Here is a 13,572-nt window from a genome sequence, read left to right as displayed (position 1 = left end):
GCGTGGGGACGCAGCGCGAACAGCGCGCCCGCGGCGACGCCGAGCAGCAGCAGCGCCCACGGCCAGACGCGGCGACGCCGCTCCGAGCGTGTTTCGTGCGGTTCGCGCACGGGGGTTTCATCGGGTGCTCGAGGGGGCTCTACGCGCTTGTCCATGCCGTTCGCAATACGTGAATGAAGCCGCGAACGATACGGCATGACGCTCATATCTTGTTGATTTTTAATGGAATCAACACAATGTAGCCAGATTGACACACGATATGCAGCCCGATCGTCAGCGAATTATCGGACAATGAAAGCGAACTCCACGCGCCTCATCGCTGCCGCCCTCCCTTGAACAACATTCCCATTCTCATCGTCGAAGACGACCCCGACATCAGTGCGCCGCTGGCTCAATTCCTGAGCGGCAAAGGCTATCGCACGCGGGTCGCCGGGAGCGCCGAACAGGGTCTCGCGATGCTCGCGCAGGAGAGCGTCGAGCTGGTGTTGCTCGACGTGATGTTGCCGGGCATGGACGGGCTGGAGCTGTGCCGCCGTCTGCGCGCCTCGGGCGGTCCGCGCATCATCATGCTGACCGCGCTCGTCGATACGACCGACAAGGTGATCGGCCTCGAACTCGGCGCCGACGACTACGTCTCCAAGCCCTTCGATCTGCGCGAACTGCTCGCGCGCATCCGCTCCGCCCTGCGGCGTCCGCCGAGCGGCGCGGAGCCCGCCCAGCCCGCCCAGACCGCGCAGAACGCCGCGCCCGGCGACGCCGCGCGCGACCCCGGCGCCGAACTCGTGGCTGCGTTCGCGGGGCACACGTTCTATCCGTACCGGCGTTTCGTGCGCTCGCCCACGGGCCTGCGCATTCCGCTCACGGGCGCGGAAACCGACCTGCTGCTCGTGTTCTGCCGCCACGCGCGCCAGGTGCTCTCGCGCGAACAGCTGATCGCCCTCACGCGCGGCAAGGATTTCCCGATCGCCGCGCGCTCGATCGATCTGCTCGTGAGCCGCCTGCGCCGCAAGCTCAGCGGCGACGATCCGCTCGACGAAACCATACGCACCGTGCGCGCGGACGGCTATGCCTTCCAGCTCGACGTCGTTTTCGAGTGATGCACGCGTGATGCGCCGTTTCTTCTCCTTCTTCTCCACCACGCTCGGCCAGATTCTCGCGATCATCGTGTGCTCGTCGAGCGTCACGTTCGCGCTCTTCACACTGCTGCTGCTCAACCCGAGCGGGCCGCCCAAACCGCCGTGGCCGTGGCAGCCGACCTTCCGCATCGCGAACTTCGCGCGCGTGCTCGCGCGTCTGCCCGTCGATGCGCGTCCACGCACGGCGGCCGTCATGCAGACACCCGACTACGTGCTCGGCATGACGACCACGCCCGCGCGCTGCACCGTCAACACGCTCGACAACGGCGAGCTGTATCACACGCTGCGCGACGAACTGCGCGACATCGGCGCGACGGTCAGCGTGCATTCCTGCGACAAGACCGATCCCGGCGGCACGATCCAGGTGCTCGTCAAACTGCCCGGCGACGACGCGCAACTCGAAGTCCGCACGCAGCACATCGGCCCCGAGCCGCCGCGCCTGCGCTTCCCGTTCTATGGCGCGATTCTGTTCATGTGCGTCGGCGTGCTCGGCATGTCGGTGTGGGCCGTGTCGCTGGTGGTGCGTCCGCTGCGCCGTCTCGCCGACAAGGCCGATGCATTCGGCCGCGACATCGCGCTCGCGCCGATCGAGGAAGAAGGGCCGCTCGAAATCCGCCGCGCCGCGCATGCGTTCAACCTGATGCAGGAGCGCATCACGCAGTCGCTGCACAACCGCACGCGCATGCTCGCGGCGGTGAGCCACGATCTGCGTACGCCGCTCACGCGCATGCGTCTGCAGATCGACACCAACGAAAGCCCGTCCATGCGCGACAAAGTGCGCAAGGACATCGACCTGATGCAGACGATGGTGTCCTCGGCGCTGTCGTATCTGAATACGGGCAACGACAACGAAAACAAGGAATGGCTCGATCTGAGCGCGTTGATCGCGACCGTGTGCGACGAGTACGAGGAAGCGGGCGCGGCGATCCGTTATGACGGACCGCGCCAGATCCGCTACTTCTGCCGCCCGGACGGCATGCAGCGCGTGATGGCGAATCTGATCGACAACGCCTTGCGATTCGGCGAGACCGTGGTGGTCGTGGCCTCGGTGCGCGACGACACGATTCTCATCGACGTCAGCGACGACGGCCCGGGCATTCCCGAAACGCGGCTGCGCGACGTGCTCGAACCGTTCGTGCGTCTCGATCCGTCGCGCGGCAGCCAGCCGGGCAGCGTCGGGCTCGGACTCGCGATCGTGCGCGACATCGTGCGCGCGCATGACGGCCATCTCACGCTCTTCAATCGCCGTCCTTCGGGTCTGACCGCGCGCGTCCAGCTCCGGCATGCCGTGGAGTTTTGAGTGTCGGGTGCAGCGACGCTCGCGCGCCGGCGCGAAGACCGCTGTCGATCCCCTGTTCTCAACCCTGCATTGACGAGCCAGCGAAGTGGATACGAAACTCGTTCATCTGGTGTTGCACCCTGCCAGCCATGAAGCGGCGCTCGCGTTTCTCTACGACGCGCGGCGCGCGGCGCGAACGATCCGGCTGGACGGCGGAACCGGATTGACGCCCGCGCCTCAAAGCCCGCCCCGCGACGGCCAGGCGCCGTCGACCGCGCTGCAGTTCGCGCTGCCGGCGAGCCAGGCGGTATGGCCGGTGCTCGGTGCGGGGCTGTGCGGCTGGCTTCACGGACATGCCAGCCGCAAGATCAGTCTGCGGGACGGCGAAGCCGAAGGTTTCGCTCATGCACCGAACGACGTCGAGGCATTGCTTAGGCATCTTGACGATCTCGGATCATTCGCCTTGCGTCGCGAGTGATGGATCGCGCTGCGGGTTGAGCACGCCTGGCATCAACGCATCGAGATCGACCAACGCGGCCATGGCGCGGTTGCCCGCATCGCCCGGATGCAAATGGTCGCCGGAATCGTATGGCGCGGCCAGCCGCTCCGGATGACGGGGATCGCGCAAGGCGGCGTCGAAGTCGATCACCGCATCGAACACGCCGCCGTGGCGGATCCAGTCGTTCACGCGCTGGCGTAGCGCGTCTTTCTCCGTGTCGTAGTAGTCGTCGAGCGGTGTGCCGGGCAGCGCGCCTGCGAACGGCGTGAGCGTGGCGCCGATCACGCGCAGGCCATGCCGATGCGCCTGCGCGACCAGTTGCCGATACCCGGCGCTCAGTTCGTCGAGCGTGGGACGGCGCGCGTTCCGCGCGAAAGCGGTCCCGGGCCACGCGATATCGTTGATGCCGAGCATCACGATGACACTGCGCGCGCCGGGTTGCGCCACCACGTCCCGATCGAGCCGCGCCAGGGCGCTGACGCCCATGCCATCGGCAAGCAGACGCGCGCCGGAGATGCCCGCGTTCACGACCGCCACGCCGTAGGGCGCGAGACGCGCGGCCAGGAAGTCGGGCCAGCGGCTGTCCGTGTCGAGGCTTGCGGCCGCGCCGTCGGTGATCGAGTCGCCGATCACCACCACGGCTGGCGCCGCGTGTTCCGTCTCGACGTCGATACCCGTGAGGAGCGGGCGCGCCGTGGTGGTCTGCGCAACGCCGTCCGCGTTCGTTGACTTCAGCGTCAGCGCCGCGCTCTGGTCGCCCGGCACGATCCAGGCGGTCTGCCTGCCGTCCCAGTGGAACGTGTCGACCGGCGTGGCATCGGGCAGATAGACGCTCACCGCCACGCGCGTCAGCGCCGACACCGGCAGCGCCACCGGATCGCTGACCAGCGACGCGCCGGCCAGCACGCTCGCCGCTTCCCGCCCGCCAAACGTCACCGTCCGCACGCTGCCGCCGATCACGTCGCCGCTCTGCCCCGCCCACGCCACCGTCGCCTTGCCGATGGTCACGGACTCGCGGCCATAAGCGTTACCGAGCACGATGCGCAGGCGTCCGCCGCCCATGCTCACGCGCGCCACCTGGCGCACGGTCTGGTCGCGCAATAGCGGCGGGACATTGGCGGGAAACAGGAAATCCGCTCCCCAGACCGGCTGCGGGCTGGCTTGCCAGCTCGCTACCCAGTGGGAGCGGTCGGTTGTCGTCGGCGCGGAAGATGCGGCGGATGCGGCGCTGCCGGCCGCCAGGGCCACGGCCAGCAAGGCGGAGCGCTTGATGCGTGAGGTTTGGGGTATCGTCATGTCAGTGAATTCAAGAGCGATGTGTCGGCTAATGATGAATTCAAAGACCAAACTGGCATAGACTGGCCAGAGGACAAGGATCTGTGAGATGAAGTCACAGCAGAAGTCACAGCAGAACTCACCGCGCGGATAACTGAGGAAACGGCATGGCTCGTCTGGAAATCAACCGGTCCGGCGAACTGGAAGTGTTCGTGCGCGTCATCGAATCGGGCGGCTTCTCCGCCGCCGCACGCGCTTTCGGCATGACGCCTTCGGCGGTCAGCAAGCTGATCGCGCGGCTGGAGCAGCGACTCGGCACGCGTCTGGTGAATCGTTCGACCCGCCAGTTGCAACTGACGCCCGAGGGCTGCGCGTTCTACGAACGCGGCGTGCGCATTCTCTCCGACCTCGAAGAAGCCGAGCGCTGCGCGAGCGAAAACACGCTCCCGCGCGGACGCCTGCGCGTGAACGCCAACGTGCCGTTCGGTCATCACTTCCTGCTGCCGCTCGCGCCCGCCTTCCTCGCGCTTCATCCCGACGTGACGCTCGATATCGTGCTGACCGACGAAGTGATCGACATCCTCGAACAACGCACCGATGTGGCCGTTCGCGCGGGACCGCTCAAGAGTTCCAACCTCGTCGCGCGCAAGCTCGGCGAGACGCGGATGCTGATCGTCGGCGCGCCGGCTTATCTGGCGCGCCACGGCACGCCCGTTACGCCGGAGCAACTGCTCGCACACAATCGCCTCGGCGCGAACTATGTGCGGGCGAGTTCGGGCTGGCCGCTGCGGCACGCGGGCGAGGACATCGTGGTGCCGGTGTCCGGCAACGCGCAGGCGAGCGACGGCGAAGCGTTGCGTCAGCTCGCGCTGGCCGGTCTGGGCCTCGCGCGCATGGCGGCGTTTCAGGTCCAGCGCGATATCGCCGATGGGCGTTTGCTGCCGGTGCTCGAAGACTGCAATCCCGGCGATATCGAGGATATTCACGCGGTCTATGTCGGTCAGGGCGGTTATATGCCCTTGCGCGTGCGTGCGTTTCTGGATTTTCTGGTGGCGCACGTCGATACCGGCGCGCCGCTGTAGGGCACGTTCCTGCTCGCGTGCTGCATGCACCGTGCGCCGGATTTCGATCTACTGCAAAGCAGTAACCGGAAATCTGGCCCGTCACGATTTCCGCAAACACGGATCGATGCCTGAACGCCTCGCACACATCCGTTTGATGGAGTGGTACGCATGACACGCAATCCCGAAAGGCCATCGCGTACGGCGTTCGCGCGCATGGCGTCGCTGACGGCATCGGTCATCGCCATGACGCTCGCGTGCGTCGGCGCACCGGCACACGCCGCGCTCGCCGATGCCGCGCACGTCGACTCGCCGCATCTGCGTCCCGTCTCGCACATTTCGGCTACGCGCATGCGCATCGACACGCCCAACGGTCCCGCCGAATTCGCGCTCTACGTCTCGCGCGACTGGGACCGCCCGCAGCCCGGCGTGACGCGCGCGATCATCGTGATTCACGGCAAGCTGCGCAACGCCGATACCTATTTCCACAGCGCCGAAACCGCGCGCGACGCCGCCGCTGCCGAGGGCGCGGACACGGGTGTGGGTAAATCGGGCACGCTCCTGATCGCGCCGCAATTCCTCGCGACGCTGGACCTCGCGGGCCGCGACGAACCCGCCGATCTGCTGCGCTGGGACGCCAACGGCTGGATGGCCGGCGACGCCGCCGTCGCGCCGCAAGCCGTGAGTTCGTACGCGGTGCTCGACGCGATCGTCGCCCGGCTCGCCGACCGCACGCGCTTTCCCAACCTGCGCCACGTGATCTTCGCGGGCCACTCGGGCGGCGGCCAGGTCGTGCAGCGCTACGCCATCGCGGCGCGCGACGTCGGCGCGCTCGCGCAGGCGGGCATCGACGTGCGCTATGTCGTGTCGAGCCCGTCGTCGTATGCGTACTTCGACGCCGAACGCCCCGCGCCCGTCGACGCCCAGGCGTGCCCCGACTTCGACAGCTGGAAATACGGCATGCAGCAGCGCCCCGCCTATCTCGCCGACCGCACGCCCGCGCAACTCGAAGCCGCCTACGCGCGGCGTCGCGTGACCTATCTGGTCGGCGGCAACGACGACGATCCGCGACAGAAAGCGCTCGACCGCAGTTGTCCCGCCGAGGCGCAAGGCCCGCAGCGCGTCGCGCGCGCGCAGGCATACTTCCGCTATCTGCAGGCGCGCCATCCGCAAGGGCTCGACCAGACGCTGCATGTGGTGCCGGGCGTCGGTCACAACGGCGCGCGCATGCTGACATCCGCGTGCGCGCTCGCCGCGATGTTCGACACGGCGGGGTGCGCGCAATGACGATGAGCCCGAATCCGTCGTCGCTCTCTCCCGCGATGGTCCGTCGCGCGATCTTCTCCTCGGTGCTCGGCAACGGGCTCGAGTGGTGTCGCTAACGCATAGCCAACGCGTCTGAGCATGCGTTGTGCGCGAACGCGATCCGCGCGCGACGCAACCCGGCGCGCTTCGCGATCTCCCGGCATGGCGTATCCGTCGGCCTGTAACCGGAAGCCCCCACGATACGCAACGCCCCCGCAATTCGCGCGATAATTCCCGTCCCGCCGCGCACGTTCGACTGGACGAACAAGCACGGCACCGCTTGCTCCGCCCTTCGCCCGACCATGAAACCGCATCATCGCGCCATTGCCACGGCGCTGTTCGCCGCAGCGCTGTTCGGCGCCGCCACGCCGCTCGCCAAGGCGCTGCTCGGCGCCATGCCGCCGTTCATGGTAGCGGGCCTCTTCTATCTCGGCAGCGGCGCGGGTCTGGGCGTTGCGATGCTGGTGCGCCGCTTGAGTCGTCTCAGCCGCCAGCGCCGTGCCGAGCACGCCCCGCTGCGTCTCGCCGAACTGCCGTGGCTCGCGGGCGCGATTGCCGCGGGCGGCGTGGCCGGACCGGCGCTGCTGATGCTCGGGCTCGTCAGCACGCCTGCCGCCACGAGTTCGCTGCTGCTCAATCTCGAAGGCGTGCTCACGGCGCTGATCGCCTGGCTGTGCTTTCGCGAGAACTTCGATACGCAGATCGCGCTCGGCATGGCCGCCATCGTCGCGGGCGGCGTGCTGCTGTCGTGGAACGGATCGGGCGCGCATGCAGCGGGTTCGTCGGGCGTCGCGCCCGGCGCGCTGTTCGTGGCGGCGGCCTGCCTGTGCTGGGCCATCGACAATAATCTGACGCGCAAGGTCTCCGCCAACGACGCGATGACCATCGCGTGCATCAAGGGCCTTGTAGCGGGTCCGGTGAATCTGGGCGTGGCGTTCTGGCTCGGCGCGCACTGGCCCGACGCCACGCGCGTCGCGGGCGCGATGGCCGTCGGTTTCGCGGGCTACGGCGTGAGTCTCGTGCTGTTCGTGGTGGCGCTGCGCAATCTCGGCTCGGCGCGCACCGGCGCGTATTTTTCGGTGGCGCCGCTGTTCGGCGTCGCGCTCTCGCTGGGCATCTGGCCCGAGCGCCCCGCCGTCACGTTCTGGCTCGCGCTCGCGCTGATGGCGTTCGGCGTCTGGCTGCACGTGCGCGAGCGTCACGAGCACGAACACACGCACGACACGCTCGATCACACGCATCGGCATCGTCACGATGCGCATCATCAGCACGATCACGATTTCGACTGGGACGGCACCGAGCCGCATACGCACGCGCACCGGCATCTGCCGCTCACGCACTCGCACGCGCATTTCCCCGACGTGCATCACCGGCATTCGCATTGAGCGCACACGCGTGAAATCGCGCGCAATCAGCCAGAGCGGGCGATTGAGATTCAGCGCGAAGCGGCGGTTTCGAAGGTGGATGGACTTGCAGACGACTCGTCCGACGTATCGAAGCCCCAATCGCCGTATTCGAGCCAGTCGTCGCCGAGCAATTCGACGGGATGCTGAGTGCGGCTGGAGCCGTTGCCGCAACTGAGCGACGCGGCGGGGCAATAGCGATCGCAACCCCAGCAGACGCGCTCGGGATGCGAAGGATGCAGCGGGAATTTCCTGGCCATGACGGTGCGTGAAACAATCCAGACGCTATAAAAATCAATATAGTCCGCCTGCAAAACCACTCCAGAGACGCATTGCCGCAGTATGCTCTCGCCGATTCCGCCCTGAATAACAAGATCGAAAACGACGCGTGGAACATAACCGCGCCACGCGCGCCCGACTCGGCTGAGCGTGACGGGACTGGCAGTTAGTTGCACTTTGACGCGACGATCACTTCCCCGCCCAGACCACGTCGCCATCGACCGAATAGATCCGGCAGCCTTCGTGGCCGTTGCCGCATCGCACCAGCGCTTCGCTGATCGCATCGACGCCCGAGGCCGCACCCCACGCGCCGTCCGGCGCAATCGCGAACGCACGCGGACGGACCGTCGCCAGATATTGCTGATACGCGCGCCGTCCGGCCGGCTGCAGAAACGGCACCGCGTTCACGTTCTGCAGCGCGGCGAACTGCGTGCGCGGCGGCGCATCCGGCTGGCGCGGCCAGACCACGGTCTTGTCGATCGCATAGATCTGGCAGTACTGCGAGGTCTGCCAGCAGCGCGCCAGCGCCGTGCGCGCCGGATCGAAACCGCCCGACGCCCAGATCGCATCCGTGCTGCCGATCGCCAGCGCGCGCGGCAGCGGCGCCGCCAGAAACCCCGCGTAGATCTTCGCCTTCTGCTGCGCGCTCAGGAACGGCACGGCCGCCAGATCGTCGAGCGACGCGTAACCGCTCGGCCGCGGCGCCGCGCGCGGCAAATATTCGGGCGCGACTTCGCGGCCCGGCAGACCGATGCCCGCGAGAAACGCATCGGCTTTTTCGACCCACAGCGGCAGGCCCGCGCCCGAGGCCGTCATCGCGTGCGCGTCTTTCTGGAACGCGCCGTAATCGACGAGTTCGGCGCGCGCGCCCGCCGCCGTGTAGCGGCTGAACATGCCGTGCCACGTCGCGCTCGAAAAGATCTGATCGTTGTCGCCGTAGAACCAGATCGACGGTAGCCGCGTGCGCGCGCCGAGTTCGGCCGCGCTCGCGATCAGGCTCGCGTCGGGCTGGCTGCAATCGCTCTCTTTCACGCCGCCCGCGAAATTGAGCAGGCCTTTCACGTCGGGCGGATTCGCCGCGCCGAACACCAGCGTGTTCCAGCCGCCCATGCTCTTGCCCGCGACGACGATGCGCGTCGCGTCCACGCCCGGCAGCGTCTTGACGACGTCGAGCACCTTGCGGATATCGCTCGCGGCATCCGCGCCGATCGCGAGCACGTTGCAGCCGTGCGGCGTCATATGGCCGCCCGATTGCGCGAAGCCGCGCATCATCGGCATGGCGACGGCGTAGCCGCGCGACAGGAAATACCACGGGATGAACTGATCGGCGACGCGCGGCGCATTCGGCGGATCGTCGGACGCGCCGTGATTGACGAGCGCAAGCGGAAACGGGCCGCCCTGCGCGGGCATATACACGGTCACTTCGAGATTGACGCGCGGCGAAGCCTGCACGGGCACGCGCAGGATCTTTTCGTTGAGCGGCGCGGCGGGCTCGACGTCCGGGTCGTAGATCGGCAACGCGGCGTGCGCCAGCGTCGCAAGACAAACGAAAGCCATCAGAACGAGGGAAACCGTAAATTTCAGGCGTGACGTCATGGGGGATCGGGTTCGATAACAGGCTGCGCGCGGCGCTGCTGGACGCATCGCTTTCATCCTCGCCATCCTTCAGCCCGCGCGCCGCTACGCCGTGCTCTACGGCACGTTCGCGGAAAACTTGAGCGCGTGAAGCGAATCGTTTGAACGACGCCAGGACAGCGCCAGGTTACAAGGACATAACAACGGTGACGCCCATCGAATTTATTTCGGCATCCAGATTACTTTTCCATCCGATGAATCGTCGCCGATACGGACAGGCGAGCTCATCCAACGTAGCGTTAGGTGCGTTTATTCAAGCACATTGACTTCGTTAGTTGCATTAACAACTTTATCTGCGTTGCGATGCTGACTACGCTGGCGGCGAGCGCACCGAACCGCTAACATCGTCGCCTTTTCGTATTTCCGCGCTCGCGCATTCGCCCGATGAAGGCCCCGCTTCTAACCGCCCTCGCCCTCGCTTCGGGCAACACCGTGACGTGGCTGCTCGGCTTGCGCGTCGTCGGCGCTATCGACTGGCTGCCCGACTGGTATCGGCTGCATCATTGGGGCGACACGACCGTGATCGTGCTCGCCACGTTCTCGCTCTATCTGATGAGCCGCGCGCCGCTCAAGGCCTATGCCGTGCATTGCCTCGCGCTGTTTCTGCTGTGGGAAATTCCGACCGTGCTCTATGGCGTCGAACGACTCGCCGGGCCGCCGATGCCCGACGTCGTGCATGCGCAGCTTGCGCCGTTCATCGCGGGCAGCCTGATTCTGCTGACGGCCGCCTCGACCGTCGCGGCGGCCACGTATGTTGCGCCGCGCCGTAAAACCCGGCGCAAGCGGTAACGCGCGACCACAGCGAACAGACGCACCGACACCGCGATTCGCGGCATACTGGCACCTCCATCCGCCCGAGGACCGCACGCGATGACCACCACGCCGACGAATCCCTCCGCCCGCATCGACGAACTGATCGCCGGCATCGACGACTGGCGCGGCGCCACGCTCGCCGCCGTGCGCGAGTGCATGCGCAGCGCCGACGCGGCCATCGTCGAAGAATGGAAATGGATGGGCAGTCCGACCTGGTCGTGCGACGGACTCATCGCAGTCGCGAACGCGCACAAGGGCAAGGTGAAGGTGACGTTCGCGCACGGCGCGGGCCTCGCCGACCCGGACGGCCTGTTCAATGCGGGACTCGAAGGCAACGCGCGGCGCGCCATCGACTATGCCGAAGGCGACAAGGTCGACGCCCGCGCGCTCAAGCGGCTCGTGCGCGCCGCCATCGAATACAACCGCGCGCATTTGAAGAAGAACGCGAAGGCAAAGGGCGCGTAACGCAGTGCGAGTGACGGCACGCGACTACGCGTGAAAACGTTCGCGCGTCGCTCAAGCCAGCGCCTTGCCCGCCTCCACATCCGCCAGCCGATCGACCGGCACGCGATGCCGACGCGCCGTGAGATCGGCGACGATCGACAGCGCGATTTCGGGCGGCGTGCTGCCGCCGAGATACAAACCGACCGGCGCGTGCAGCGTGTCGAGCGCCGCCTGCGTCACGCCGAACAGTTGCAGGCGCTCGCGGCGCGCCGCGCTGTTGCGCCGCGAACCGATCGCGCCGACGTAGAACGCGGGCGTCATCAACGCTTCCATCAGCGCGAGGTCGTCGAGCTTGGGATCGTGCGTGAGCGCGATCACGGCCATGCGCGCGTCAGGGCGCATGGCGAGCACCGTGTCGTCGGGCATCGTGCGCACGCGCGCGACGCTGGCCACGCGCCAGTCGTCGAGATACGATTCGCGCGGATCGCAGACCGTCACCGCATAGCCGAGCGGCAGCGCCATCGTCGCCACGTATTCGCTCAACTGTCCCGCGCCGATCAGCAACAGGCGCCACGACGGCCCGTGCACCGTGGTCAGACGCTCGCCGTCGAAGCTGAATGCGTCCGTGTCTGACTGCGTGTGCGACTGCACGCGCACGAGCGTCACCGCGCCGCTGCGCATGTCGAGCGTGCGGCGCATCAACTGCCCTTCGCGCAACGCCGCGAGCAGCGCATCGAGCCGGCTGTGCGCGCCGAGCGTTTCGCACGCGAGGCGCATCGTGCCGCCGCACGGCAGGCCGAAGCGATGCGCTTCGTCGGCGCTCAGTCCATATTCGAGCGTCGATGCACGCGTGCGCGGCGGCCCTTGCGCACGCAGACGCTCGACGAGATCGTCCTCGATGCAGCCGCCCGACACCGAGCCGACGAGGTGGCCGTCGTCGCGCAAGGCCATCAGCGAGCCGAGCGGACGCGGCGACGAACCCCACGTGCGCACCACCGTGTAGAGCCACGCCGTGCGGGCCGCCGCCAGCCAGCGCGCCGCCGTTTCCAGCACTTCGCGATCCGCGTCCTGCATGCTCACGTCTGCCTCCGTCACGGGATACTGCGCGCGATGAGGATCGCGCCGCTCAATGCGTCTGCGCGCGCACGCGCGCCGACGCGCTTTCCAGATCGCGCCACGCGGGTTCGTCCGGCGCATAACGCGCGCGGATATAGCCCGCGAGTTCGGCCATCTGGCGATCGTCGAAACTGTCCTTGAAACCGGGCATGTAACCGAGCCCTTCGGTCGCGGGCTGATCGATGCCGTTCATCAGCACGTGCAGCAGATTGTCGGGGCTCGCGTGGCTCACGCTCGTGTTCAGGCCCATCAGCGGACGCACGCCGAAATGGCCCACGCCGCCGGAGGCCGCGTGACACACCGCGCACGCCGCTTCGAACATGCGCTGGCCGTTCTGGAAGCCGAGCGTCGTGAGCGCATCGGCATTCGCGCCTGAGGCGCGTGCGGCGGCGGCGTGCGCGGCGGCCGCCGCTTCGACCGGCGGCGAGAGCGATGCGATGTAATGCGCGATGGCGCGCACGTCCGATTCCGGCAAGTCGGCGAGACCCGCGACGACGGGCGCCATCGGCCCCGCCGCCACGCCGTGCTCCGGCGAAAAACCCGTGCGCAGATAGGCGAACAGCGCGTCTTCGGTCCACGGCACGGGCGCGCCGCTTTTGCCGGCCTTGCTGTTCGTGCCCGCGTGCGTGGCCACGAGCGACGGCGCGTCCCAGCCTTCGGCGCTGCCGCCCGCGAGATAGGCGAAGCCGCCCTTTTCCGCGCCGAGCGCGTTGCGCGGCGTGTGGCACGCGCCGCAATGGCCCGCGCCGTCGACGAGATATTTGCCGCGATTCCAGAGCGCCGAGCGTTGCGGATCGGGCGCGTACTGCGCGTCGTCGTGGAAGAGCCAGTTCCAGCCCGCGACGAGCCGGCGCTGATTCATCGGAAACGGCAGCTTCGTTTCGGGCGCGGCCTGCTTCACGGCCGGTTGCGACATGAGCCACGCGTAGAGCGACATCATGTCGGCGTCGCTCATGCGCGCGAACGACGTGTACGGAAACGCGGGATACAGATGGCGGCCGTCGCGCGCAATGCCCTGACGCATCGCGCGCGCGAACGCTTCGTAGGTCCACGCGCCGATGCCGGTCTCGCGATCGGGCGTGATGTTGGTCGACCAGACGGTGCCGAACGGCGTTTCCAGCGCGAAGCCACCCGCGTTGGTCGCGCCGCCCGGCGCGGTGTGGCACACGGCGCAATCGCCCGCGATGGCGATCTGCCGCCCGCGTTCGAGCATCGCGGCGCTCCATGCGGAGGCGTCGGCGTTCGCGCCTGCGGGTAGCGGCGCGATGGACGCAGGACCGGGCAGCATCGAGCACGCGAGGCCGATCAGCCCGCCCGCCACGCCGCC

13 protein-coding genes are annotated in these 13,572 nt (G+C 67.7%); 8 read left to right on the top strand and 5 right to left on the bottom strand.

The window, feature by feature from the left end:
• Positions 1–332 precede the first annotated feature (332 nt).
• The 3 genes from G3N97_RS29380 (at position 333) to G3N97_RS29370 (ending at position 2,893) form a co-directional block, all read left to right on the top strand.
• Complete coding sequence (locus G3N97_RS29380; protein WP_205996461.1) at positions 333–1,097, top strand: response regulator transcription factor; 765 nt, start codon at positions 333–335, stop codon at positions 1,095–1,097.
• Entirely contained in the window at positions 1,066–2,436 is a 1,371-nt protein-coding gene (locus G3N97_RS29375; protein ID WP_241030903.1) for an ATP-binding protein, read from the top strand. Before G3N97_RS29380 ends, G3N97_RS29375 begins: the two co-directional genes overlap by 32 nt.
• Positions 2,437–2,521: 85 nt before the next feature.
• Positions 2,522–2,893: a hypothetical protein gene (locus G3N97_RS29370; protein ID WP_205996460.1), complete on the top strand. Its 372-nt coding sequence runs from the start codon at positions 2,522–2,524 to the stop codon at positions 2,891–2,893.
• Here G3N97_RS29370 and G3N97_RS29365 read toward each other — a convergent pair.
• Positions 2,870–4,210 carry an SGNH/GDSL hydrolase family protein gene (locus G3N97_RS29365; protein WP_205996459.1) on the bottom strand — a complete coding sequence of 447 codons (1,341 nt, stop codon included), beginning with the start codon at positions 4,208–4,210 and terminating at the stop codon, positions 2,870–2,872. The genes G3N97_RS29370 and G3N97_RS29365 overlap by 24 nt on opposite strands.
• A 146-nt stretch (positions 4,211–4,356) precedes the next feature.
• On the opposite strand from G3N97_RS29365, the gene G3N97_RS29360 reads away from it, so the two are divergent.
• From G3N97_RS29360 to G3N97_RS29350, 3 genes are all read left to right on the top strand, one after another.
• Positions 4,357–5,271 (top strand): LysR substrate-binding domain-containing protein, encoded by a 915-nt coding sequence (locus G3N97_RS29360; protein ID WP_205996458.1) that lies wholly within the window; start codon positions 4,357–4,359, stop codon positions 5,269–5,271.
• A gap of 150 nt (positions 5,272–5,421) precedes the next feature.
• Positions 5,422–6,537 (top strand): alpha/beta hydrolase, encoded by a 1,116-nt coding sequence (locus G3N97_RS29355; RefSeq protein ID WP_241030902.1) that lies wholly within the window; start codon positions 5,422–5,424, stop codon positions 6,535–6,537.
• Positions 6,538–6,857: 320 nt separating this feature from the next.
• Positions 6,858–7,940 (top strand): DMT family transporter, encoded by a 1,083-nt coding sequence (locus G3N97_RS29350; RefSeq protein WP_205996457.1) that lies wholly within the window; start codon positions 6,858–6,860, stop codon positions 7,938–7,940.
• Between the two features lie 50 nt (positions 7,941–7,990).
• On the opposite strand, the gene G3N97_RS29345 is transcribed toward G3N97_RS29350, so the two are convergent.
• Together G3N97_RS29345 and G3N97_RS29340 are read right to left on the bottom strand one after the other, a co-directional pair.
• Positions 7,991–8,218: a DUF3079 domain-containing protein gene (locus tag G3N97_RS29345; protein WP_205996456.1), complete on the bottom strand. Its 228-nt coding sequence runs from the start codon at positions 8,216–8,218 to the stop codon at positions 7,991–7,993.
• Between the two features lie 208 nt (positions 8,219–8,426).
• Complete coding sequence (locus tag G3N97_RS29340; RefSeq protein ID WP_205996455.1) at positions 8,427–9,833, bottom strand: CocE/NonD family hydrolase; 1,407 nt, start codon at positions 9,831–9,833, stop codon at positions 8,427–8,429.
• A gap of 423 nt (positions 9,834–10,256) precedes the next feature.
• Here G3N97_RS29340 and G3N97_RS29335 point away from each other — a divergent pair, with 423 nt between their 5' ends.
• Entirely contained in the window at positions 10,257–10,661 is a 405-nt protein-coding gene (locus G3N97_RS29335) for a hypothetical protein (protein WP_205996454.1), read from the top strand.
• Between the two features lie 81 nt (positions 10,662–10,742).
• Positions 10,743–11,150 (top strand): DUF1801 domain-containing protein, encoded by a 408-nt coding sequence (locus G3N97_RS29330; protein WP_205996453.1) that lies wholly within the window; start codon positions 10,743–10,745, stop codon positions 11,148–11,150.
• Between the two features lie 51 nt (positions 11,151–11,201).
• Here G3N97_RS29330 and G3N97_RS29325 read toward each other — a convergent pair whose 3' ends face one another.
• Positions 11,202–12,203, bottom strand: coding sequence for an XdhC family protein (locus G3N97_RS29325; RefSeq protein WP_205996462.1), 1,002 nt, complete (start codon positions 12,201–12,203; stop codon positions 11,202–11,204).
• Positions 12,204–12,255: 52 nt separating this feature from the next.
• Positions 12,256–13,572, bottom strand: a 1,317-nt coding sequence (locus tag G3N97_RS29320; protein ID WP_205996452.1) for a cytochrome c, incomplete at its 5' end; no start/stop codon positions are given.

This window comes from Paraburkholderia sp. Ac-20347 (assembly GCF_017104805.1).
Classification (GTDB): domain Bacteria; phylum Pseudomonadota; class Gammaproteobacteria; order Burkholderiales; family Burkholderiaceae; genus Paraburkholderia; species Paraburkholderia tropica.
This window is presented reverse-complemented; position numbering and strand designations above follow the sequence as displayed.